Origin of the sequence: Shewanella holmiensis, from assembly GCF_025370255.1 — a bacterium.
Lineage (GTDB): Bacteria > Pseudomonadota > Gammaproteobacteria > Enterobacterales > Shewanellaceae > Shewanella > Shewanella holmiensis.
Genome location: NZ_JAMTCD010000009.1, coordinates 92,582 through 117,882 on the forward strand (window position 1 = coordinate 92,582; position 25,301 = coordinate 117,882).

The window sequence follows — 25,301 nt, forward strand, 5'->3', positions numbered from 1 at the left end:
ACAGTTACCCTTCCTCTTGCTCATCAGAAGTATGCCCTAGCCAATCTTTGTACTTTCTATCTAACGTTTTGCGAGACACTCCTAGATCTCTTGCTGCGGCAGACTTATTCCCTTCATGGGCATCGACTACTTTGGTGACATGCTCTTTTTCAACGGCTTTCAAAGTCCAATCCAGTGGATAACCGCTGTTTTCAATGGTTTCAGTCGTAGCTGATTTTTTCCAATATTCCGCCGGCGGCTTGCCCAACAAAATGCAACGCTCAATCATGTTTTTCAATTCACGAATATTACCCGGCCACTCATGTTGCTTTAATACTTGTAGGTCTTCATGACTCCAGAGCACAGGTTTAATGCCTAAATCTTTGGAGATTTGAACAGTAAAATGATGCGTTAATTCAACCACATCTTCTGGTCTAGCACGTAAAGGCGGGATCAAAATATTCAACACATTTAAGCGGTAATAGAGGTCACGACGAAAATGCCCACTTTCAACTTCTTCCACCAGCAAACGGTTAGTGGCGGCCACCACTCGCACATCAATATTGACCTCTTTTTCACTACCAACGGGCCGAATAGCACGCTGCTCTAGTACCCGTAATAATGCAGTTTGCATATTCATTGGCATTTCACCAATCTCGTCCAAAAAGATGGTGCCACCCGAGGCAAAATTAAATAATCCTTCCCGTGAGGTTTTAGCGCCAGTAAATGAACCGGCAATATGACCAAACAATTCACTGGCTAATAACTCTGGTGCAATGGCACCACAATTTACCGGAACAAACGGGCCAGTTCGCCCACTTAATTGATGTAACTGCCGAGCGACAAGCTCTTTACCTGTACCAGACTCTCCCTCAATCAATACCACTGCATTGGTCGGCGCCACACGCTCAATAACTTGTTTCACTTCATTAATAGCGTCACTACTGCCAATGATCGTTGACGATTGACCATGGGAAAGCTCACGTTTTAACATAAAGTTTTCACGTTTAAGTAAGCGTTTTTCAATACAGCGATCAACTGCCGTCATCATCTGCTCAAGATGAAACGGCTTCATAATAAAATCAGATGCTCCCGCCCGTAAGGCTTTAATGGCAACATCCATATCAGCATAGCCCGTCATAAAAATAATATCGGATTGACGGTCGGTGTCATCTAACGCTTCATGCCACTCAATGCCTGAACGATCGGGTAAACGAATATCAACAATTAATACATCAAAATGTCCCTGACTGCGAAGTAGCTCGGCTTCGGCAATTGTTGATGCTGTCTCCACAAAAGCGAATTTTTTTAGCATCGCTTTGGATAAAAAACTACGCATACCGGGTTCATCATCAACAATTAACACTGACATGCTGGTATTCACACTGGTAGACATACTCATTACCGCTCCGGTTGGACATTTTGACTCAATTTGAACTCACTTTAGCACCTTATGATACAAGTTAGGTCAGTATGAACCACTGAAAAGTGACCTTGGGACAATTTGTCTTATGTGTTTTTCATCACCGTGGGATCTGCTTCACAAATTAAGCTTTTGGCGTGAACTGAATTTGCACTTAAAGCAGTTGGCATTTAACTTGCTAGCCATTGGGCTACATTAGCTGTTATTTACCTTAGGGTTAATGTTCTTTGCATTAAATAATGCCATATAACCACTGTATAAAAGGATAGATTCATGTTTAAAAAAATCGCCTGTATTACCGCCTCATTTAGCATAATGAGTAGCTTGGCTTTTAGCCCGTTTTTACAAGCTCATGAGCACGAAGCGCATAGTGTTATCAAACTAGCCACCACCACCAGCACTGAAAACTCAGGTTTATTAAGCGCATTGTTACCTACGTTTGAAAAAAAATCGGGTTATTCGGTACAAGTTATTGCGACCGGAACAGGGCAAGCCATTAAACTTGCAAGCCAGGGTGATGTTGATATTGTTATGACACATGCTCCAGTGGCTGAAGCTAAGTTTGTTGCAGATGGGTATGGCGTACAACCACGTGGTTTAATGGAAAATGATTTTGTGGTACTTGGACCTAAAAATGATCCTGCAGGTGCCCATGATGCTAAAAGTGTGCTTGAAGCGTTTGAGCGTATTGCAGCAAAACCCAGCGCCTTTATCTCACGGGGTGATAACTCTGGCACTCACATGAAAGAGTTAGAGATATGGCAGCAAGCTAACGTAAAAACCGATTTTGCAGGTTATACTTCAGTAGGCCAAGGTATGGGTAAAACCTTATTAATGGCTAACGAGTTACAAGCTTACACGTTAACAGACCGTGGTACTTTTGTGGCTTTTAAGGCTAAACTGGATTTAACCATTAGTTTTGAAGGTGGCAAAGAGTTAGCGAATCCTTATCAAGTGATGCTAATCAACCCGACAAAATACCCAGAGCTAAATCATCAAGGTGCACAAGCATTAAGTGACTGGTTAATCAGTCCGGAAGCACAAAAAATGATTAATGAATTCACAGTGCAAGGAGAGCAATTGTTTAAGGCAACTTATCAAAAATGAGTGAAGGCTGGTTAGCCCTTTTGCAGCAAGCATTTCGCTTGCTGCTATCTTTTGACCCCGATGTATGGTCAATTATTAATGTGTCCTTTTCCGTCTCGTTTGCGGCACTTTTTATCACCTTAATTCCTTCTATAATGCTGGGATTTTTTCTCGCATTTACGCATTTTCCTGGCCGCTGGATTGTGACTAATTTAATTCAAACCTTACAATCCATTCCCACTGTTGTGATTGGTTTGTTGGTGTATTTATTACTGACGCGCAACGGTGCCATGGGTGACTTAAAATGGTTATTTAGCCAAAACGGCATGATATTTGGGCAAATGTTAATTTGCGCGCCAGTGTTAGTGGCCTTATCACAAGCAGCATTTGCCAGTGTGGATCGCCGCGCATGGGAAACATCACGCACCTTAGGCGCCAATTGGCTAATGGCGATTTGGACCGTGTGTCGTGAGTTACGGGTAGCCTTATTACTGGCCATTGTTGCCGCTTTCAGCCGTATTTTAACCGAAGTGGGTTGTTCTATGATGGTCGGTGGGAATATCATGAATGTCACCCGCAATATTCCTACCGCGATTGCATTAGAAACCAGCAAAGGCGATTTTGCCCAAGCCATTGCCTTGGGGTTAGTATTGTTGATTTTGGCATTAGTGCTTAATTTCGCACTAGGTTCATTACGGGGTAAAGCCCTGCCTAGGAGCCATTAATGATCCAATCGACATCTTTACCGCCACAGATTAAAGCAGCTGTCGAAGCTACTGATTTATTAATGCAATTTGACGCTCGCAGGTTATTCAGTGCTCACAAACTGCGTTTTGTAGAAGGCGATGTGATTTATTTGCAAGGCGATAATGGATCGGGTAAATCGACGCTGATGAAAATATTGGCTGGATTACTCAAGCCCTCACAAGGTTATGTATTCAGCCAAGGTTTTAGTCGGCCAGCATGGTGGCAGTCTGATTCATTACTGGGTAAAGCCGTGTATTTACATCAACACCCTTATTTGTTTGATGGCACGGTAAAATACAACCTTACCTATGGATTACCCGTAAGAAAAATCCGCACTAAGGCACTGCAACAACGTCTTGAACAAGCCATCAATATGGCACAATTATCAGATTTACTTCAACATTCAGCCAGTGATTTATCTGGCGGTGAACGCCAACGTCTTGCCATTGCAAGAGCCTGGATTTGTCAGCCTAAGTTGCTGATGTTGGATGAGCCGATTTCAAATATGGACAAACATTCGCAGCGACTGGTACTGGCGATGATCAATCAATTGAAAATTGAAGGCACAGGTTTACTGATCAGTAGCCATCAAACCTGTGGGTTAACGGCATTATGTCAACAACATTGGCATATCAAAGATCAAGTCATCCATACCAGTCAACATGTACCTAATTTAGACACTCAACAAGATAATTCAGTAATGGGATCTCACTATGTCATCGCCAAATGAACACTCACCAACAATTGAAGCCGTCATTCTTGCGGGCGGTATGGCAAGACGCATGGGCGGTGATGATAAAGGCTTAGTAGAGCTTAATAACCAACCCATGATAAGCCATACTATTGACCGTTTAGCGCCGCAAGTGCAGCGCATCATGATCAACGCTAATCGAAATCAACAGCGTTATAGCGAGTTTGGTTATGAGGTGATGAGTGATATGGATTCTGGTTACTTAGGTCCTCTTGCTGGGATGATCACTGCCATGGGTCACACTCAGGCGGATCTGTTACTGGTAGTGCCTTGTGACTGCCCACTTCTGCCCCATGACTTAGCCTGTAGAATGCTGGCTACTATGCAACAAACGGATGCCGAACTTGTGGTGGCTAGCGACGGTAAACGCGAGCAACCTGTGGTGTTATTACTCAAACCCAGTTTACGGGATTCCATGAAAGCCTTTTTAGATGCGGGCGAACGTAAAATCGATTTTTGGTATGCTAAACATCACTATGAAGTGACCAGTTTTGCCGATCAACCCAGCGCATTTATTAACGTCAATACACCAGAACAAAAACAACAACTAGCCGAGCAAATAGCGCAGTAACTAAAATAGAGGTAATTATGTCTTGTGTGTTTAACAATCCACTGTCGATCCCCGTTCTTGGCTTTTGTGCATACAGTGGCACAGGCAAAACCACATTATTAAAGCAACTGATCCCAGAGCTAAATCGTCGCGGTCTGCGCCTAGCAGTGATCAAACATGCTCATCATAATTTTGATGTCGATATACCCGGTAAAGATAGCTATGAAATGCGTAAAGCTGGCGCCAAACAAATGTTGGTGGCATCGCACGTTCGCTGGGCATTGATGACTGAGGAAGCGTTAGATTCTGATCCCAGCTTACCGCATTTGCTAAAGCAGATTGAAGCCGACAAAGTCGACATAGTGTTAGTGGAAGGTTTCAAAAAGTTAGCATTACCTAAAATTGAACTTCATCGAGCCTCACACGGTAAACCTTTTATTCATACCCATGATGACAACATTGTCGCTATAGCCTGTTGCGATGAAACCCAAACACCGAGAGAACTTACTCGATTAGACCTCAATAATGTCGGTCAAATTGCCGATTTCGTAGTGCAATATCAACAAAACTGGCAAGCACCTGAAGTGACATTGCCGATTGATTTAGCATCAGCAGAAACACCACATAATGGTCAGCAAGGTCTTTCTGTTGCTGAGGGTATCAAACATATTCTCAGTCAAGTATCTCCCATCAATGATCACGAAATGGTGGACTTAGATCTATTAGATAATCGCGTACTGGCCAGTGATTGTATTTCACCAGTTAACGTTCCACAGTACACCAACTCAGCAATGGACGGTTACGGTTTTGCGTATAGTGATGTAGCCAGAGCTGCGCCATTACAGGTTGTTGCTGAGGTACTCGCAGGCCACGGATATGACAACGTCGTACAACCGGGCCAAGCCGTGAGTATTATGACTGGTGCTCCTGTACCACAAGGCGTCGATACCATTCAGCCCCGAGAGCTATGCGAAATCCAAGACAACCAGGTTAAATTATTAGACGCGGCCAGCATTAAAATAGGCCAACATGTGCGTTTAGCTGGCGAAGATATAGCTTTAAATGCTGTCGCACTTAGTAAAGGCACTCGTTTGGCTGCGGCAGAGTTAGGCTTGTTAGCCTCATTAGGCTGTTTTCAAGCTAACGTCGTAAAAGCACCAACGGTTGCGGTATTCTCTACTGGTGATGAAGTCAGCCAACCTGGTGAGCCTTTAAAACCTAACTGTATTTACGATTCAAACCGCTACACCATCAAAGCCATGGCACGTAAATTGGGTTGTAACATTATCGACTTAGGCATTATTGAAGATAGTGAAACCGCATTAACTGCTGCGTTGCTTAAAGCATCTGAGCAAGCCGACATGATCATTAGCTCCGGTGGAGTATCTGTTGGTAACGCCGATTACATCAAAACTGTGCTAGCTAAGATTGGCGAAATTAACTTTTGGCGAATCAATATGCGACCAGGGCGACCACTGGCTGTGGGTGAGATAAATAACAGCCTATTTTTTGGATTACCCGGAAATCCTGTCGCTGTTATGGTGTCATTTTTACAGTTTGTGCAACCTGCGTTGCGCAAGCTTGCTGGCGAGCAAACATGGCAACCTCAGTATATTCCTGCAATTGCTGATGAGTTTTTGCGCAGCAAAACCGGTCGCACTGAGTTTTTACGGGGTATTTACCATATTGCTGGCGATGGCCAAGTGCATGTGAGTTCAACTGGGGCGCAAGGCTCTGGCATGCTGAGTTCAATGGTAACGGGAAATTGCCTTATCGTAATTGGTGAAAAGGATGATCATATCGCTCAAGGCCAGCGTGTCTTTATTCAACCATTCGCCGCTGTGCTTTAACATGATTTAAGCATTCGCGAGAATGCTTAATTTGCATCAATACCGCCAAACGGATAGGCAAACGTAGTAGGTAACATATGAGCCAAATTGTAGATGGGTTTAATCGACAGGTAGAATATCTGCGATTATCGGTAACCGATCGCTGTGATTTTCGCTGTGTATATTGCATGAGTGAAGACCCTGAGTTTTTGCCTCGCGAGCAAGTGTTATCTTTAGAAGAGCTTTCATGGGTAGCACAAGCGTTTACAGAACTTGGCGTAAAAAAAATCCGCTTAACGGGTGGTGAGCCGTTAGTGCGCACCGATTGCGACCAGTTGGTGAAATTATTGGGTAAATTACCCGGCTTAGAAGACTTGTCGATGACCACCAATGGCTCACGCTTGTCAAAACTCGCAAAACCGCTATATGACAATGGCTTATCTCGGTTAAATATCAGCTTAGACACCCTGAACCCGACGTTATTTACCCAACTAACACGTAATGGCAAATTAGCGCGAGTGATTGCCGGTATCGATGCCGCTATTGCTGCAGGCTTTAGCAAAATAAAAATCAATGCGGTTATCTTGCGTGGTCAAAATGATCATGAAGTCATTGATTTAGTCAACTTCTGCAGACAACGTAACTTAGATATCGCTTTTATCGAAGAGATGCCTCTGGGTGTGATGGATGAACGTAAACGTAGCAGGCATTGCTCAAGTGCTGAAGTGCGCCAATTGATCGAGCAACATTATGCTTTAGTGCCCTCAAGTAAACGTACTGGCGGACCGGCAAAATATTTTAAAATGGCTGACAGTAACATTCATATTGGCTTTATTTCGCCGCACAGTAATAACTTTTGCCATGAGTGTAATCGTGTCAGGGTAACGGTAGAAGGACGCTTACTATTATGCTTAGGCAATGAAAACTCGATTGATTTAAAAGCCATAGTCAGAGCGTTTCCCGCCGATATTGAACGCTTAAAAGCCGCCATTTTATCAGGTATCAAATTTAAACCTCAATCGCATCATTTTGATCAGGAAGGCGTGCAAATTCTACGATTCATGAATGCAACTGGGGGGTAATTCGTATTTTGGGTGAGAGGTGTTAAACTTCAGGTATCATCAATCACCTAGTTGAGTTTATGGCTTTATCACGCAAAAAATGGAATACGATTATTATTCTTGCCAGCGCAATGATGATTGCAGTATTAACCTTTATAGATAGTAAAACCACGCAACTGCCTGCGGATGCTATGCCACTATTTGATAGCGAATTACCATTAAAACAATTGCAAATTAATGCCCAATCTTTTGTCAATAATCAAGGGCTGTGGCAATGTTCAGATAACGTGCTTAATTGTAAGCAATGGGTTGCGGCCTGGAAAAGCATCGCCATTTCAGCGTTGGAAACAGAGCCTGTACATACCTCTTCAGCAATAAAAATCATCTTATCCATAGAAAACATCGATGATGCCCAAGTATGGTTATTGTTTGCAGAAGAAGGCTTGTTGCAATCACCCAGCTTTAATTGGTATCAAATCCCCCCGAGTTTACGTACTGATCTATTGCCAATCGTTAACGTACAATCTTAGGGTTGCGATTTAAAGCACCAAACATCAGCCGCCGAAGAAAAGCAATCAACCCTAAAGTGGAACAATAAACCATGCCTGAATTGCCAGAAGTTGAAGTCACCCGCCAAGGCGTTGCCCCCTATCTTGTTGATCAAACCGTTGAACAACTGATAGTTCGTAATGCATCACTGCGTTGGCCAGTGCCCGATGTTGCGCAAAATATTGTTGGGCAAACTATCAAAAGCGTCCGCCGCCGAGCCAAGTATTTACTAATAGATACGGATGCAGGCATCACTATCGTGCATTTAGGCATGTCGGGCAGTTTACGTATTTTGCCGCGTGGCACTCCTGCTGAGAAGCATGATCACATTGATTTAGTGCTGCAAAATGGTCGTATTCTTCGTTATAACGACCCACGTCGTTTCGGCGCTTGGTTGTGGTATGAACTGCCGGAAGAGGCCCATCCATTATTATCAAAATTGGGGCCAGAACCTCTTACCGACGCCTTTAACCCTAATCAGTTACAGGCTGCATTAGTGGGTAAGCAAAAAGCTATAAAGCTCTGTTTGATGGATAATCATATCGTGGTGGGAGTGGGTAACATTTACGCTAATGAAGCGCTATTTGCTGCGAATATCCATCCTCAAGCGGCGGCTGGTAGCATTGATATAGCAAGGTTAACTGTGTTGGTCACTGAAGTGAAAACCATTTTAGCGAATGCCATTACTCAAGGTGGCACTACGCTAAAAGATTTTACTAATGCTGATGGTAAACCTGGCTATTTTGCCCAAAAACTGCATGTATATGGTCGTGGCGGTGAGACCTGTACCGCCTGCGGCAACTTGTTATCCGAGATAAAATTAGGTCAGCGGACAACTGTTTTTTGCGGTCTTTGTCAGGCTAGATAAATCATCGGCGGCATAATAAACAAATATAAAAGGGAGCCGAAGCTCCCTTTTATAACGCCCTAGGGCTTAGCTGTTTTACCCTTAAAAACGATATTCATAATTACCAAATACCGAGCCATCGGTTTTATTATCTTCAACTTCAAACTTCGAATTAGACACTGTGCCTCCGAAGGTCACCATGCCAGACAACATCGGCATACGATAAGAGACTTCAAGCATCAATAGATCTTCTTTGGGTGGTTGCGGTGCCCACTCACCGCCTCGGTTTTTACCGTCTTTATTTAACTGTGCGTAACGTAAAATAGAGGTCAAGCCATGACTGTCCTTAAACTGGCCGACTAACCCTAAAGCATACACTTTGGCATCGCTGTCATAGGTGCTGCCTAACGCCCGGCCATAATAACGCGAGCCACTTTGATAAGTGCCGTGTTCGTAAAAGCAATTAAATGCGTTTTGATCTGTGCCACACGCCACCATGGTGTCGGTATATTCAAAAAACAATTTGTATTGTTGACTGTCAAAAGCAAAGCGGGTATCTGCCCCCATCATCATGCCGCAGTCTACAATCTGCCAAGGTTTACCTTTCGAATCCTCACAGGTACGCTCAAGATATAATCCCACGGGCACATCATAAATTGTTTCGCTAAAACGCATGTCAAAGCCAGCCATTTGATTGCCATAGTTACTACAACCAAAGCCATTTTCTTCGCGACAATCACGTTGGCCAGTAATGGACTTCCAGGCACTCTCAAAATCACATTCTTGCCCTTCACCACAAAATTGTACCGTCCATGATAGCCCCATTTCTATCTGCTTTAACGGCTTGATAGAACTGCGCAAATTCCACAGCAAAGCATGTGGTGCATAACGTTCTTTTTCAAACATACTTACACCACCGGTTAAGGTCCAAGTTCCCAACCAAGATAGCCATGGTGTTTCAAATGCTTGAGCATTATTACGGCTAAACATTAACGATGGCATTGGACGAGCATTGTTTGACTTATGCAATGACGAATCAAATCCCGGTCCCCACCATTGACTCAAAGTGCCTGCAGTTATGCTCCAATTTCCCAAGATCATTGACAAATATGAGTCGTCTAAACGCACGTCTTTATCATCTGATGGATCATAATTTGCAGAAGCACTCACCTTATAAGCAAAACGTTCACCCATATATTCATGGCTACCGACTAACTCACCTTTTTCACGATAGTCAGAACCAAAATGTTGAAAACGAGCAGGATCGGTTGCCACTGTGGCTTTTAGCTTGGTATTGCCACGGTTATTCATGGCATTTTGATAATAAAAATTCACTCGCGCAAACGCATCAACAAGATCGGCAGACATGAGTGATGGTTCAGCTTTATTTAAATCAACACCAATGCCGGACCACATTAGTGGATACGTGTTAACTGGCACAGTGATCACGCCGGCATCTGCCAACGCTTGAATGTCGGCTCTTAAATAAATATCTGACGTATCCACCCAGGGAGCGGCTTGTGCTTGCTCACTTTGGGTAACAGCTAACATTGACAATGCAATGGCCAATAACGAGGGTTTAAATCCATTTAACATAACTTTATTTACCTTGTTGCTGCGCTTTTATTTGCGCAATTTTAGCCGCAAGTGCTGTTGCCACCTGTGGGTGTACAAATTGCGACACATCACCGCCATGCAACGCCACTTCTTTAACAAGTGTTGAAGAAATAAAAGAGTTTTCTTCCGCTGGGGTTAAAAAGACGCTTTCTAAATTGGGGCTTAAACGACGATTCATATTGGCTAGTTGAAATTCATACTCAAAATCAGACACTGCTCTTAACCCACGCACTAACACACTCGCCTTTTGCTCCTTGGCAAAATCAACTAATAATCCAGTAAAACCCACCACTTCAACATTATCTAAATGCGCGGTGACCAAATTGACTTGTTCAACCCGCTCTTCAAGGGAGAATCGGGGTTGTTTAGAAGGATTAGATGCAATGCCAATAATGACATGTTTGAACAAACGAGCTGCGCGCTCAATTAAATCAGCGTGTCCATTAGTGACAGGATCAAACGTTCCTGGGTAAATCGCTCTTCTGTGCATAAATCCTCAGCTATAAGGCAATAGATGTGAAAGTAAATCGACAATAGCACCTGCCATTTTTAATATGCGTAACATAGCATATTTTCAATAATGATTAACGTTTAACTAGCTCATTCTACCTAACGAAATGCGCATAATTCACAAGCAATTTTGTAGTGTTTACAAAGATTATCAATGAACAAAATTCACCTTTTAGACAAATAAGCTATTTAAAAACAGAAAATCAACAGAAGGAAGGCTGATTGTATAATTCAGGAAGCATTAACATAACAATGACTTTATATTATTGATATTTATGTAACTCCAAGTTTTAATGATTAAAGTCTATGTGCTAAATGGTCATTACCATATACAGGCCCTAGCAACAATCAATGTTAAGGCCTATTTTTAGGTATTATTCACTGTCTCGCCTAATAAACGAGTGATCTCAGCCATGCAAATGTCTAACCCCTCAGCATCACCCTGCTTGAGCATTTCATCAATCAATTTCTGTCGGATATCTGCATCCATTAATAAGTTTGCAGTGTGAGTCATATCTTTGGGATTGATATCGCAACCCAGCACTAATTGATGCTGGACACACTGCTTAATTCGACTGGGTTGATCCTTTGATACCGCAACCGCAAGCGTGGGAATATGCAAAGCAATCGCCTGTAATAGCGTATCTCCACCACTGAGCACAGCGGCCTGGGCCTGACTCAGTAAACTGATGAAATCGATGCTCGTTAATGCAGGAATAGCAATCACGCCTTCGATTTCAGGTAACGCCTTAGGGTAGTTAGGCCCATAGACCATTAAACTTGGTATGCCGGTTAACTTAAATACATTGGCAGCGGTTTGAGCAAAAATATCAGCGGCAAGCTCTGCCCCCACTTTATGACCTCCCGACCCAGAGCTATACACTAAATATTGTCCAGGCTTAATGCCATACAATGCTTGTAATTGCTGCAAGCGTTGTCGGTCTGGCTTGGCGAAAATAGAGCCGGTAAAAATGGGTAATGGTCGCTTGATAAGGTTGAGTTTAAATTTATCGAATGCGGTAATGTCACCAATAACAAATTCTGGTTGCACGACCCAGTGACTATGAGTCACTAAAGCTCGCTCAATTTTCATTCCGCGAGCACGCTTGCGTCTATGCTGGCTTACAAAAACCACTTTAGCACCGCATTTATATGCATGCTTTAATTGTGCTTTTCTTCCGGCTGCATCAAAAACAACTAAATCGGGCTTTAGACGAGTGACAAGTTGATTAACTTCTTTAATACGCTTTGTCGGTGTGTCATTGACTAAATTAGCAGGATAAGGGCAGGCGTTGGCATACGGCGCAAAGCTGTTTAGTACAAATTCGATATGGGCATCAGGCCAGCGCGCAACAATCGCATCAGCCACGATTTTAGAGCGCATGTATTCCCCAATTCCTTCTTCTGAAGAAACAGGCACAAACAAGATAACAGGCGCTTTTGGCATTAAGCTTTTCCCATTGCTACATAAAGTCGGCAATATTAATTTTCCATAATTGGCATAACTCGATACTCATCCATAAAGCGAGTATTAATGCACTTAGATAAACGGCGAACGAAGAGGCTATTTATACCATTTATATGCTTAAGATGAAATGCGATCGAACACTTGAATAACGCTATCTAGCGCGATCATCTGCATTAAATGTTCCCCTTTTGCTCGTTTCCCCCAAGGAGTGTCACCCTGCACTTGCGTCGCTATCGCTTGCGGATAAACATTTACCGTGTTTTCACGATAAAAATAAGGGCCGGTTCTGCCGGGATTGGAATGCGCATACAAGCCAATCACTGCAGTACTCTGAGTAACAGCCATATGCAAGGGGCCGGTATCTGGAGCCATGACAATTTTCGCGCGTTTTAATACCGCAAGTAACTGGGTTAAGGTAGTTTTACCAATGAGATTATCAATATCACATTGAGCATGTTCAATAATATTTGCCGCTAAATTGCGTTCTAGCTCACTCGGCCCGCCACACAGCATCACCCTGTACCCTTTTAGCACGGCATGATCCGCGACTGCCGCATAACGTTCAGGTAACCAATTACGCTCAGCTTTACTGGCTGCTGGACAGATAACTAACACATTTTCATTATCAGCAATCAATGATTGAGCATAATCTTGGTCAGCTTGTGGCACCGGAATATGCCAACGTGGGGCGATATCTTTCACGCCAATGCTTTTGGCGAATCCCATAAAACCATCTAAAACGTGCGGAGTGTCCTGAGGTGCAATAGCGTGATTTGTTACTAACCACTGACCTTCCTTGGCGCGCTTTTTATCAAAACCAATGCGTACTTTAGCCTTAATCATTAATGATGCTATTGTTGCCCTTAATGCCACCTGCATATGCAATAGCACATCAAACTGTTGTCCTGCCAATGTGTTACGCAAAGCCACATAACTTCGCCAACCTTTTGATTTATCAAAAATAACAAAATTGACCCCTGGCAGATGCTTTAACAACTGGTATTCAACTTTACCTATTACCCAGGTAATAGGTAACTGAGGGTATTCACGCTGAATAGCCTGAACCATCGCCACGGCATGGCAGACATCCCCAATGGCAGATAACCTTAAAAGGCACAATGATTTCATGTTCTTAGGGTCAAACGTCATGAGTATCCAACATTAGGTTAAGTCAGCAAGGTTGCCAGTGAATGCAAGTCTGTGATCTTAATGTATAATGTCTTTTTGATCTAGCAGGGTTATCAAGTATTCATGCAGGTAAAATCTATCTCCAATGGCGTCATCGCTTGGTGCCCTCCATCCGCAGAAACATTAACTGTCGATAGTTTTACGGTGGAATATTGGCAAAGTCAAAATGCCGTGGTGGGCCAATCAAAAGGACGTTATACCACTTGGTTTGTACAAACTGGTGCTGAGCATCAACACCAACAATGGGTTTTACGACATTATTGGCGTGGCGGACTGATGGAGAAGTTTAGCCGTGATGCTTACCTATACACAGGATTAAGCCGAACGCGCGCATACGCTGAGTTGGCATTATTAGCCCAGCTTTATCAGGAAGGATTTGCCGTACCTAATCCGATTGCTGCAAAAATTGAACGCTTTGGTTTATGGTATCGAGCCGATATTATTATTGAACGCGTTGACGGCGCCAAAGATCTAGTGGCTCATTTAGCACACCAAGCTATGGAGAGCCAGCTATGGAAGAAGTTAGGCGAGACTATCGCTAAATTTCACCTGAGAGGCGTATACCATGCGGATCTCAACGCGAAAAACATTTTAATTTCTGCTGAGCAATTTTATTTGATTGATTTTGACCGCGGTGAAATCAAATCGCCGCAGTCCAAGTGGCAACAGGCGAATTTACAAAGATTGCTGCGCTCATTTAATAAAGAACAAACAAAGCTATCCGCTTTACAATTCAATCGTCAAAATTGGCAGCAATTGCTAGATGGGTATCAAACACTCAACCCGATTGACCTGTAAATATGGCTATCCCTTTAACTGCTGCGCAATAAGTTGGAACTGCTTATCTAACGCGCCGCGGTTCTGTTCTACGACATTCGTCGCAGCTTGTGCCGCTTGTTGGTAAGCCTGCTTATCGGCAAAGTAATGCAGTAACGTGGTTGCTAGCGCATCTTGATTGGCAACCACTTTTAGCCCGCCCGCCTGTTCAAGCAATGCGGTAATTTCAGCAAAATCCCAGTGATTTGGGCCTACTGTTACCGTTAGCCCCATGGCTGCAGGTTCCAATGGATTATGGCCGCCGTTATCAATTAAAGTGCCACCCACAAACGCTTGATCTGCCGCACCATACAGCATCACGAGTTCGCCCATAGTATCGCCCAATAATACCTGGGTTTGCTCATTCACCTCGTCATTCATGCTGCGTCGCGCTAACTGCAATCCCGATTGAGTAACGGTTATAGCCGCCAAGTTAAACTGCTCAGGATGGCGCGGAGCCATAATCAATAATGCATTAGAGTATTGCGCTAAAATTTGTTTATGCACATTCAGCATTGCATCGAATTCGCCAGGGTGCACACTGCCCGCCACCCAGACAGGCGCATCTGTGCGCTGCCATTGTTGTCTTAGTGATGTCGCCTGCTGCTGTTTTAGTACATCAATGCTCAAATCAAACTTTACACTGCCACAAACCTGTATTTTATCAACTTCGATACCCAACGCGGCAAATCGGTCTGCCTCAGTTTGCGTTTGCACCGCAAGCGTCGTTAATCGTTTTAGCATCGGTTTAGTTAGCCATGCTTTATCTTGGTATTTTTGCGCTGATTTTGCCGAAAGACGTGCATTGGCCAGCACCAATTTCACCTGTTGTTTATCGGCAAAATACAATAAGTTTGGCCACAATTCGGTTTCCATGATGATAAGCATCTTAGGTTGAGTTTGACGTAAAAAACGTTTCACCGCGTAGGAAAAATCTAACGGTAAATAACAATGTTGTACGCTATCACCAAAGGCTTTAATCACCTCATTCGAACCTGTTGGACTTGTGGTGGTAATGGTAAATAGATAATCAGGATAAGCCACCATCAGCTTTTTAATTAAAGGCACTGCGGCTAAGGTTTCACCCATTGATACACAATGAAAGATAACATCGGTTTTAGCCCATTTGCACAATCCGAAGCGTTCATTCCAGCGGCTACGATAATCCTGGCTCTTGTAGGCGCGCACGGCAAAATACATCACAACCAATGGAAACAGCAGATATAGAAAAATGGAATACAGAATTCGAGACATTAATTGGCTACTTTTGAGATTTTCACTTGTCAGATAAACACAATGTTAACATAATCATAATTCATAGGGATATGGACGCTCGATTATCATGTCGCTGAACGCGTAAATGACTTTTGTTAAATTTGGAAACTGCATGAAAACCCGCGATAAAATTGTTTTTGCAAGCCTTGAGCTGTTTAATGAGCACGGCGAACGTGCCACCACAACCAATCATATTGCAGCCCACTTAGGTATCAGCCCGGGTAATTTGTATTATCACTTTCGCAATAAAGAAGACATCATCAATTCCATATTTAGCTTATATGAAAGTCATTTAGAATCTGGCTTTAAACCCTATGATGATGTGCCCATTACTGTCGACTTGCTGATCGGTTACTTCGATGCCATGTTTTATACTTTATGGCAGTTCCGCTTTATGTATGCCAATTTAGCCGATATTCTTAGCCGAGATGAAGCCCTTAAAAAACGCTACCTTCATGCCCAACAGCAAGTATTAAATCGTTCAAGTGATGTGTTACGTAAACTGAAAAAAGACGGTATTTTAGACGTTGAGGATGAACGCATAGTCGACTTAGCTGACACGATTAAAATGATGGTCAGTTTTTGGATCAGTTATCAACTCACTCAAACCAGCATTGGTACGGTTACCAAAGCCACTCTTTACGATGGGTTATTACGTGTAATGATGATTTTTAAAGCGTATTCAACACCTTCGTCAATTGCCACTTTTGATAGATTAGAGCAACACTATCGTGATATGGCAAGTCAAGAGCGCGCTGTTGCTGCATAAATCAATATCCCCCAACCTTTTTACGTTAACCCGCTACACTTGTATGCGGGTTGCTGGCGTTATTTTCACAATTATTTCATAATATTCATTAGATTTTCTAACTTGAAAGCCGCGATTGCCCTAATCTTGTTCATGTTGCATTTGCGACTATAAAAAACACTGTGGGACAACAAAAATACAGGTTAGAATGCCATCAACTCCAACTTCCAGTCCCCCGTGTAGACAGGTTTTACCGTACGGATTGGATTAGCATAATAACCAATATCTAGGAGAAAACAGGTGGCCTCAACCTCTTTCTACGACCGCATTAATCAACAAATCGTCGATGTCAAAGCAGACGGTTTATATAAAAGTGAACGTATTATTGCCTCTGCGCAACAAACGGCCATTGAAGTTAACCACGCTAAAGTTATCAACTTTTGCGCCAACAACTATCTTGGGTTAGCTAACCACCCAGAGTTGATCAAAGCCGCCCAAGCAGGCTTAAATAGCCATGGCTTTGGCATGGCCTCTGTGCGTTTTATCTGTGGCACTCAAGATATTCATAAGCAACTTGAAGCAAGTCTTAGCGAATTTTTAGGCATGGAAGATACGATTTTGTATTCTTCTTGTTTTGACGCCAACGCGGGGTTATTCGAAACCTTATTAGATGCTGAAGACGCTATCGTTTCTGACGCGCTAAACCATGCTTCTATTATTGATGGGGTGCGTTTATGTAAAGCTAAGCGCTTCCGTTATGCCAATAACGACATGGCCGATTTAGAAATTCAGTTACAAGCCGCTAAAGATGCGGGTGCACGCAATATTTTGATTGCCACAGATGGCGTATTCTCTATGGATGGTGTCATTGCCAACCTTAAGGGCGTATGTGATTTAGCCGATAAATACGGTGCGTTAGTGATGGTTGATGATTCACACGCAGTTGGTTTTATTGGTCAAAACGGCCGTGGTACCCACGAGTATTGCGACGTGATGGATAGAGTCGACATTATCACAGGCACATTAGGCAAAGCTTTAGGTGGCGCATCTGGTGGATTTACTGCTGCTAAAAAAGAAGTCGTTGAATGGTTACGTCAACGCTCACGCCCTTATTTATTTTCAAACTCATTAGCACCTTCAATTGTGAGCGCATCGATTCGTGTGCTTGAAATGCTTAAAACGGGCCAGGCGCTTCGTGAAGCTGTATGGGAAAACAGCCGATACTTCCGTGAAGAAATGACCGAAGCAGGGTTTACATTGGGTGGTGCTGATCACGCAATTATTCCTGTCATGCTTGGCGATGCGAAGCTTGCCAGTGATTTTGCCAACAAGTTATTAGCAGAAAACATTTACGTGATTGGTTTCTCATTCCCGGTAGTACCTAAAGGACAAGCTCGTATTCGTACGCAAATGTCAGCGGCACATACCCGTGAACAGCTCGATCATGCTATCGGTGCCTTTACCCGTATAGGTAAAGAAATGGGTATTATTTGATCTTAGATCAAGTAAACCTAAGTTCGGCAACAATAGGTTATTAAGATGAAAGCATTAAGTAAGTTAAAGCCTGAAGAAGGTATCTGGATGGTGGATGCACCAAAACCAGAAGTCGGTCACAACGATTTATTAATCAAAATTCGTAAAACAGCAATTTGTGGCACAGACGTGCATATCTACAACTGGGATGAATGGGCACAAAAAACCATCCCTGTTCCTATGATTGCCGGACATGAATATGTCGGTGAAGTCGTCGGTATGGGGCAAGAAGTGCGTGGTTTTAGCATTGGCGATCGCGTTTCTGGCGAAGGGCATATTACCTGCGGTTATTGCCGCAATTGTCGTGGCGGTCGCACCCATTTATGCCGTAACACTTCAGGCGTAGGCGTTAACCGTGATGGTGCATTCGCAGAATATCTAGTGCTGCCAGCATTCAATGCTTTTAAAATTCCAGCTGACATTCCTGATGAATTAGCCGCCATTTTTGACCCCTTCGGTAACGCAGTGCATACCGCATTATCATTTGATTTAGTGGGTGAAGATGTATTAATCACTGGCGCAGGTCCAATCGGTATTATGGCAGCAGCAGTATGTAAGCACGTGGGCGCTCGCCATGTAGTGATTACCGACGTTAACGAATACCGCTTAGATTTGGCTCGCAAAATGGGCGTGTCTCGCGCAGTCAACGTTGCCAAAGAAAATTTAAAAGATGTCATGAAAGAGCTAGGCATGACCGAAGGTTTTGATGTCGGATTAGAAATGTCAGGCGTGCCTTCTGCATTCCACGCTATGCTAGATACTATGAATCACGGCGGTAAAATTGCCATGTTAGGTATTCCTGGTGGAGATATGGCTATCGATTGGAGCAAAGTCATTTTCAAAGGGTTAATCATCAAAGGTATTTATGGCCGTGAGATGTTTGAAACCTGGTACAAAATGGCCAGCTTAATTCAGTCAGGATTAGACTTATCACCCATCATTACCCATCATTTTAATGTTGACGAGTTTCAACAAGGATTTGATGCCATGCGCTCAGGTCAATCGGGTAAAGTGATTTTAACTTGGGATTAAGCAATTCCTAAGCGAATAACCATACCAATAAGGGGTTGTATCAATACAACCCCTTATTACATAATCAGCTTAACGCTTTTATCTATTATCTCTTTCTTTAAGGTGCTACATGTCAACTTTCAAGCATTTATCCGTCAACGAACTTATCCATATGACCACAGACTCAAATGAGGTACAGATTGTTGACATCCGTGATGGCGCCTCTTTCAGCACCGCTCACATTCAAGGCTCAACCAATTTAACCAATGAAAATATCGCCCAGTTTATCGCCAGTGCCGATATGGACAAACCGTTAGTGGTTGTCTGTTACCACGGTGTCAGTAGTCAAGGTGCTGCAAACTATCTTATCGAACAGGGCTTTGATGATGTTTATAGTTTAGATGGCGGTTATTCTGCATGGAGCCTGGCTAACGCATGATAGAAATTGGCCAACTACCTAACGCTCGTGCTGCACAAGCTTTTGTGGATTACCTAACAGGATTAGGTATTGAGAGCTATATTGAGTCTCTTCCTCAAGGCGTGGCCATTATGTTAGTTGGGCCACAACATGAAGATACTGCCCGTAGTGAGTTTGCGCAATTTGTGTTGCACCCTCACGATGAAAAATATCTACAAGCCTCATGGGATAATGGCAACACACAGACAAAATTTGATTATGGCTCAGGTACCCTAGGGCTCGTTCAGCAATTTATTACCGGTGCTGGCCCATTAACGTTAATCACCTTTTTTATCTGTGTCCTTGTGTACGCCTTAATGAATCTAGGCATGGGAAATACCCTCTTTAGCGCGTTATCTTTTGCAGGGGCTGTACCAGATAGTGATGTAGCTGAAATTTGGCGAGTATTTACGCCTTCATTAATGCACTTTTCTGCTATGCATATTATTTTTAATTTACTCTGGTGGTGGTACTTAGGCGGAAAAATAGAGACTCGTTTGGGTTCGCGGCCATTACTGTTTTTACTTTTGATGGCCGGTACATTACCCAATATTCTACAATTTTTTATTACTGGCCCTAATTTTGGTGGTCTGTCTGGCGTTGTTTATGCCGTTGTGGGCTACACCTGGCTAATGGGCGTGCGCAACCCTAATTGTGGCATTGGTTTGCCACCATCTTATATGGGCTTTATGATGGTGTGGTTAGTCCTTGGATTTACTGATTTGCTCGGAATGCCAATCGCGAATGGAGCGCATGTTGGTGGTTTACTGGTAGGTTTAGCCCAGGCGCTGTTTGATAGCCGCAAACCATCTCAAGTCTAAAAACGCCTTTAGGAAAAACCACCTTTTGGTGGTTTTTCATTTTTAGTCTTACTAACCGGGTTAGTGTTAGGTTAATCAATCATCGCAATAACCTTATTAACCAGCTTTTCAATGCCTTCATTTGCTTCTGCAATATTATTTGCCAACATATAAGCAGGTGTGGTGACCACTTTATTGACTTCATCAACCACAATATCAACAACACTGGCACTATGATGTTTGCCACCCATTTCATTGAATATATGACCTGTTTCGCTGTCCGTGCCTATTGTGCCTTTAGCATTTGGGTAAATAAGCGGCAACATCATTGGTGCGATACACATATAACCAACAGGTTTGTTTGCTAGCGCAAATTCGCGTAAAAAGGTTTCCACAATCGGCGAAATACTACAGTCACTGCCATTGGTAGCAAAGTTTGATAAATTTTTCGCGGCCCCAAATCCCCCAGGCACAATCAAAGCATCAAACTGGGTAATGTCCAAACTGATGGCATTTAACACTTCACCACGGGCAATTCTAGCGGACTCCACTAATACGTTCCGTTTTTCATCGTTAGCCACTTCGCCTGTCAAATGATTCACCACATGCATTTGCTCAATGTTAGGCGCGAAGCATTGGTATTTAACCCCAGCACGCGCTAAAGCCAGTAAGGTTAAAACGGCTTCATGCACTTCAGTACCATCAAATACCCCACAACCACTCAGTAATACTGCGATGCTTTTCATAGTCAGTTTTTCCATTAAAAAATTGATTAGAGTATTTTATAACAAATACTCAACAAAACACTTGATCTGATTAAAAAACGTGCTAACTTAGCTCATTGAAAAAATTACATCGCCAAATTTTCAGATCATTTACCCCACTAAATAAATGTATCTGATAGCGATAAAAACTTCAAAAATATCTTGACTGAACGGCTTGCCGTTAAAGGGACTAACTCAGTTAAATAAAAAAGTCCACATAATATGAGTAATTTATCAAACTTATAACTTGCTCACAAAAATTAAAATAAAAATTAAAAATCAACAAGTTACGTTTTTCAATTTTAGCCGTATTTAAAACTATCCTGTTATTTGAATAAAATGACTCACAGACTTATCCACAGGCTGTGACTATTTGTCATGGCAATTTTTTAAAACCACTAAGCCTGCGATAAGTTACTCATAACCTTCAAACATTCTCGCACCATTTCATGCTATATTCACATCCAGTATATTCTTCTCAACCCAGCAGAAACGAACTCATATTATGCCTAAAGTTGCTCATAATCCGCTTATTTTGGTCGATGGATCATCTTATCTTTACCGCGCTTACTATGCGCCTCCCCACTTAACTAACTCAAAGGGCGAAGCAACAGGAGCCGTTTACGGCGTAGTGAATATGCTGCGCAGTTTGCTTTCTCGATATGAACCTACCCACATTGCTGTAGTGTTTGATGCCAAGGGCAAAACATTTCGTAATGATATGTACAGTGAATACAAAGCCCAACGCCCACCTATGCCTGACGATTTACGCAGCCAAATTGAACCATTGCACCGTATTATTCGGGCACTAGGCTTGCCATTGATCAGTATTGAAGGTGTTGAAGCGGACGATGTAATTGGCACAATCTCTCGTCAAGCCAGTAAAGAAGGTCGGGCAACGTTAATCAGTACCGGTGATAAAGACATGGCCCAGCTAGTAGACGAGCATGTCACGCTAATCAATACCATGACAGACACCATAATGGGTCCCGAAGAAGTAAAAACCAAATTTGGAGTCGGTCCAGAATTAATTATCGACTTCTTAGCCCTCATGGGCGATAAAGCCGATAACATTCCCGGTTTACCGGGTGTTGGCGAAAAAACCGCTTTGGCAATGCTAACGGGGGTAGGTAGCGTTGAGAAATTACTTGCCGATCCCCACTCCGTTGTCGACGTTGGTTTTAGAGGCTCAAAAACGATGCCAGCTAAAATTATCGACAATGCCGAGATGCTCAAGCTGTCTTACGAACTCGCCACAATCAAAACCGATGTTGAGCTTGAACAGGATTGGCATCAACTTGATATTAAACCGCAAAACCGTGATGAATTAATTAGCTGTTATGGTGAAATGGAATTCAAGCGTTGGTTAGCTGAAATCTTAGATAACACATCTCCAGCCAGCTCTGCGACTTCAAGCATCGTCGAAACAGATGAAGAACCGATCAAGAATGAAGTGATTGAGACAGACTATCAAACCATTTTGACCCATGAACAACTTGACCAATGGATTAGCGCATTATCTCAAGCAGAATTAATTGCAGTGGACACCGAAACCACCAGTTTAAATTATATGGATGCTGAGTTAGTTGGAATTTCATTTGCTATCGAAGCGGGTAAAGCTGCTTATTTGCCGTTAAGCCATGATTACGTTGGCGCACCACAACAACTTGATAAAGCAGAGGCGTTAGAAAAACTGCGCCCTATCCTTGAAGGCGCAAAACCGCAAAAAGTAGGCCAAAATCTTAAATATGATATCAGTATTCTTGCCAATGCCGGCATTAAGCTACAAGGGGTACGTTACGACACTATGCTTGAATCATATGTGTTTAACTCGGTAGCATCCCGCCATGATATGGACGGCTTAGCGCTTAAGTATTTAGGGCATAAAAATATCAGTTTTGAAGAAATCGCCGGTAAAGGTGCCAAACAAATTACCTTTAACCAAATAGCACTCGAAACCGCCGCACCATATGCCGCTGAAGATGCTGATATCACCCTCAGGTTACATCAGCACTTATGGCCTAGAGTGGAAAAGGAAATGCAACTAGCCAGTGTATTTAACGAGCTAGAGTTACCGTTAATTCAAGTGTTATCTGATATCGAGCGCCAAGGTGTTTATATCGACTCTATGTTGTTGAGCCAACAAAGTGATGAATTAGCTCAAAAGCTCGATAAGCTTGAACAAGACGCCTACGTGATTGCAGAAGAAAAGTTCAATCTTGCATCGCCAAAACAGTTACAAACGATATTTTTCGAAAAATTAAAATATCCCGTAAAAAAGAAAACCCCAAAAGGGGCGCCTTCTACAGCAGAAGATGTCTTAGTGGAGTTGGCGCTAGATTACCCATTACCTAAAATCATTCTCCAGCACCGCAGTTTGGCAAAATTAAAAAGCACCTATACCGATAAACTGCCATTGATGGTGAACTCAACAACCGGACGTGTTCATACCAGCTATCATCAGGCCAATGCTGCAACGGGTCGTTTATCGTCAAGTGATCCTAACTTACAAAACATTCCTATCCGCACAGAAGAAGGACGTCGTATTCGTCAGGCCTTTATCGCCCCTGAAGGACGAAAAATACTCGCAGCCGATTACTCACAAATTGAGTTACGCATCATGGCACACCTTTCACAGGACAAAGGGCTATTAACCGCTTTTGCTGAAGGAAAGGATATTCACAGAGCAACGGCTGCAGAAGTATTTGGCGTCCACTTTGAAGAAGTGACCACCGAACAACGTCGACGCGCTAAAGCGGTAAACTTTGGTTTAATTTATGGCATGTCCGCGTTTGGCTTAGCCAAGCAGTTAGACATTCCACGGAATGAAGCTCAAACCTATATAGACACTTACTTTGCTCGCTACCCTGGCGTATTAAAATATATGGAAGACACCCGCGCAGATGCTGCCGAACAAGGCTATGTTTCTACGCTATATGGTCGCCGTTTATATTTACCCGAAATAAAAGATCGTAATGCAATGCGTCGTCAAGCCGCTGAGCGAGCCGCCATTAACGCTCCAATGCAAGGCACGGCTGCAGATATCATAAAAAAAGCAATGATTGCTGTAGCAAATTGGATTAAACAAGAGACTCAAGGTGAGATCACCATGATCATGCAAGTACACGATGAATTGGTCTTTGAGGTTGATGCTGATAAAGCTGACACTATGAAGCTAAAAATCTGTCAGCTCATGGCTGAGGCTGCAACAATAGATGTGCCATTACTGGCAGAAGCAGGTATTGGCGATAATTGGGATCAAGCGCATTAGGCCTTCAAACTTGTGATGGACAAGCCTTTATAGCTAATCCTAAAAGGCTTAATAGCACTATTGCTAAGTTTGAATTAAACGGCACTTGGCCAATAAGATGAATAATCGAGATTAAAAGCGTTAATACTTAAGTCGTTATTCTGAATAATTGAGTTTTGCAATGTACCACTTAGCCAACACCAAGACCCGATTTAGATAAAAAGCAGCCTTATGGCTGCTTTTTCATGTCACAACTAAAGGAAACCATCAAGACCTGCACCAGCAGATAATGGCAACCAACAAGCACCAAGTTCTATAAAGAGCTGAAGTTTGTTTCCGCATTTTAACCACGCCATATAAAGCGGCGCTTACTCATTGCTTTTTGCCGTCTAACCAGACCTATCTGCTGAGTCAATCTAGCATCTGCAGCTATTTTCAACCATAACTGCCTTGGATTGACTTGCAATAGATCATTGATTGACAGGTAAATTCGTCTTGTTTTCAAAAAATGACAGGTTTGCTACAAAATTAGCCAATAAGTGGAATTCAACTTATTGAGACCATCTATTAACCCAAGTTGGGGTTAAGTAATCAATATGATTAATGAGTTATGGAAATTATTAACCAAAGTTCAGCTTATCTAGGGCAAGACACTGAACCGCGAAGAAGGGTTATTAATGACTGAGCATCGCTAGACTGACAATTTACGTGTGCTCACCATCACATAATTGTCGTTTTTTATGAAAAACAGTTTTTCATTTTAAGGCTAATGATGTATTATTCTTGTCGTAGGGTACAGAGGTTAAGATGTTCAATCTTTCAAACCTTTATTTCACTAGCGATAGTGACTAGCCAAATTCGGCGCCTCAGCAATATTAATTGCTGGGGCTTTTTTTTGGATTTTTTTCAAGTAATAAGTCAAAAAGTAAGTCATTTAGGAAAGGTTTAAAATATTTAGAGTAAATACTTTAAATAAGATTAATATCGCGCTATGATACCCGTATTGAGAGTCATTAAATTGAGTTGATGACGCTTGAGTCTT

22 protein-coding genes are annotated in these 25,301 nt (G+C 42.7%); 15 read left to right on the top strand and 7 right to left on the bottom strand.

Going from position 1 to position 25,301, the window contains the following annotated elements; all coding sequences use genetic code 11:
- Positions 1-4 precede the first annotated feature (4 nt).
- Positions 5-1,381, bottom strand: a complete 1,377-nt coding sequence (locus NE535_RS09140) for a sigma-54-dependent transcriptional regulator (RefSeq protein ID WP_261298329.1) — start codon at positions 1,379-1,381, stop codon at positions 5-7.
- 336 nt (positions 1,382-1,717) lie between these two features.
- Between NE535_RS09140 and NE535_RS09145 the strand changes: the two genes are divergently transcribed.
- The 8 genes from NE535_RS09145 (at position 1,718) to mutM (ending at position 8,843) form a co-directional block, all read left to right on the top strand.
- Positions 1,718-2,509, top strand: coding sequence for an ABC transporter substrate-binding protein (locus tag NE535_RS09145; RefSeq protein ID WP_261298378.1), 792 nt, complete (start codon positions 1,718-1,720; stop codon positions 2,507-2,509).
- Positions 2,506-3,213 carry an ABC transporter permease gene (locus NE535_RS09150; protein WP_261298330.1) on the top strand — a complete coding sequence of 236 codons (708 nt, stop codon included), beginning with the start codon at positions 2,506-2,508 and terminating at the stop codon, positions 3,211-3,213. The genes NE535_RS09145 and NE535_RS09150 overlap by 4 nt, the downstream gene beginning before the upstream one ends.
- Positions 3,213-3,965: an ABC transporter ATP-binding protein gene (locus tag NE535_RS09155; protein ID WP_371931135.1), complete on the top strand. Its 753-nt coding sequence runs from the start codon at positions 3,213-3,215 to the stop codon at positions 3,963-3,965. Before NE535_RS09150 ends, NE535_RS09155 begins: the two co-directional genes overlap by 1 nt.
- The gene (gene mobA, locus NE535_RS09160; RefSeq protein WP_261298331.1) at positions 3,949-4,557 is read left to right on the top strand and encodes a molybdenum cofactor guanylyltransferase MobA; all 609 of its coding nucleotides are present in this window, start codon (positions 3,949-3,951) and stop codon (positions 4,555-4,557) included. Before NE535_RS09155 ends, mobA begins: the two co-directional genes overlap by 17 nt.
- A gap of 17 nt (positions 4,558-4,574) precedes the next feature.
- Positions 4,575-6,386, top strand: coding sequence for a bifunctional molybdopterin-guanine dinucleotide biosynthesis adaptor protein MobB/molybdopterin molybdotransferase MoeA (locus tag NE535_RS09165; protein WP_261298332.1), 1,812 nt, complete (start codon positions 4,575-4,577; stop codon positions 6,384-6,386).
- Between the two features lie 77 nt (positions 6,387-6,463).
- Positions 6,464-7,447 (top strand): GTP 3',8-cyclase MoaA, encoded by a 984-nt coding sequence (moaA, locus tag NE535_RS09170; RefSeq protein ID WP_261298333.1) that lies wholly within the window; start codon positions 6,464-6,466, stop codon positions 7,445-7,447.
- Positions 7,448-7,506: 59 nt separating this feature from the next.
- Positions 7,507-7,956, top strand: coding sequence for a hypothetical protein (locus tag NE535_RS09175; protein ID WP_261298334.1), 450 nt, complete (start codon positions 7,507-7,509; stop codon positions 7,954-7,956).
- A 71-nt stretch (positions 7,957-8,027) separates the two neighbouring features.
- A complete protein-coding gene (gene mutM / locus NE535_RS09180; RefSeq protein ID WP_261298335.1) occupies positions 8,028-8,843 on the top strand; it encodes a bifunctional DNA-formamidopyrimidine glycosylase/DNA-(apurinic or apyrimidinic site) lyase in 816 nt (271 codons plus the stop codon).
- Between the two features lie 81 nt (positions 8,844-8,924).
- On the opposite strand, the gene NE535_RS09185 is transcribed toward mutM, so the two are convergent.
- The 4 genes from NE535_RS09185 to NE535_RS09200 form a co-directional block, all read right to left on the bottom strand.
- Positions 8,925-10,418, bottom strand: coding sequence for a capsule assembly Wzi family protein (locus NE535_RS09185; RefSeq protein ID WP_261298336.1), 1,494 nt, complete (start codon positions 10,416-10,418; stop codon positions 8,925-8,927).
- Between the two features lie 4 nt (positions 10,419-10,422).
- Entirely contained in the window at positions 10,423-10,929 is a 507-nt protein-coding gene (coaD, locus tag NE535_RS09190) for a pantetheine-phosphate adenylyltransferase (protein ID WP_261298337.1), read from the bottom strand.
- A 387-nt stretch (positions 10,930-11,316) separates the two neighbouring features.
- On the bottom strand, positions 11,317-12,396 hold the full coding sequence (locus NE535_RS09195) for a glycosyltransferase family 9 protein (RefSeq protein WP_261298338.1): 1,080 nt from the start codon (positions 12,394-12,396) through the stop codon (positions 11,317-11,319).
- Between the two features lie 138 nt (positions 12,397-12,534).
- Positions 12,535-13,566: a glycosyltransferase family 9 protein gene (locus NE535_RS09200; RefSeq protein WP_261298339.1), complete on the bottom strand. Its 1,032-nt coding sequence runs from the start codon at positions 13,564-13,566 to the stop codon at positions 12,535-12,537.
- Between the two features lie 102 nt (positions 13,567-13,668).
- On the opposite strand from NE535_RS09200, the gene NE535_RS09205 reads away from it, so the two are divergent.
- A complete protein-coding gene (locus tag NE535_RS09205; RefSeq protein WP_261298340.1) occupies positions 13,669-14,403 on the top strand; it encodes a 3-deoxy-D-manno-octulosonic acid kinase in 735 nt (244 codons plus the stop codon).
- Between the two features lie 6 nt (positions 14,404-14,409).
- On the opposite strand, the gene waaA is transcribed toward NE535_RS09205, so the two are convergent.
- A complete protein-coding gene (waaA, locus tag NE535_RS09210) occupies positions 14,410-15,675 on the bottom strand; it encodes a lipid IV(A) 3-deoxy-D-manno-octulosonic acid transferase (protein WP_261298341.1) in 1,266 nt (421 codons plus the stop codon).
- Between the two features lie 133 nt (positions 15,676-15,808).
- On the opposite strand from waaA, the gene NE535_RS09215 reads away from it, so the two are divergent.
- From NE535_RS09215 to glpG, 5 genes are all read left to right on the top strand, one after another.
- Positions 15,809-16,465 (top strand): TetR/AcrR family transcriptional regulator, encoded by a 657-nt coding sequence (locus NE535_RS09215; RefSeq protein ID WP_261298342.1) that lies wholly within the window; start codon positions 15,809-15,811, stop codon positions 16,463-16,465.
- 279 nt (positions 16,466-16,744) lie between these two features.
- The gene (locus NE535_RS09220) at positions 16,745-17,938 is read left to right on the top strand and encodes a glycine C-acetyltransferase (RefSeq protein WP_261298343.1); all 1,194 of its coding nucleotides are present in this window, start codon (positions 16,745-16,747) and stop codon (positions 17,936-17,938) included.
- A gap of 45 nt (positions 17,939-17,983) precedes the next feature.
- Positions 17,984-19,009, top strand: a complete 1,026-nt coding sequence (tdh, locus tag NE535_RS09225; RefSeq protein ID WP_261298344.1) for an L-threonine 3-dehydrogenase — start codon at positions 17,984-17,986, stop codon at positions 19,007-19,009.
- Positions 19,010-19,118: 109 nt separating this feature from the next.
- Complete coding sequence (gene glpE / locus NE535_RS09230; RefSeq protein ID WP_261298345.1) at positions 19,119-19,427, top strand: thiosulfate sulfurtransferase GlpE; 309 nt, start codon at positions 19,119-19,121, stop codon at positions 19,425-19,427.
- On the top strand, positions 19,424-20,266 hold the full coding sequence (glpG, locus tag NE535_RS09235) for a rhomboid family intramembrane serine protease GlpG (RefSeq protein WP_261298346.1): 843 nt from the start codon (positions 19,424-19,426) through the stop codon (positions 20,264-20,266). Before glpE ends, glpG begins: the two co-directional genes overlap by 4 nt.
- Before the next feature lie 71 nt (positions 20,267-20,337).
- Here the strand turns inward: glpG and elbB are convergent, their stop codons facing one another.
- Entirely contained in the window at positions 20,338-20,991 is a 654-nt protein-coding gene (gene elbB / locus NE535_RS09240) for an isoprenoid biosynthesis glyoxalase ElbB (RefSeq protein WP_261298347.1), read from the bottom strand.
- Between the two features lie 523 nt (positions 20,992-21,514).
- On the opposite strand from elbB, the gene polA reads away from it, so the two are divergent.
- A complete protein-coding gene (gene polA, locus NE535_RS09245; RefSeq protein WP_261298348.1) occupies positions 21,515-24,280 on the top strand; it encodes a DNA polymerase I in 2,766 nt (921 codons plus the stop codon).
- Positions 24,281-25,301 lie beyond the last annotated feature (1,021 nt).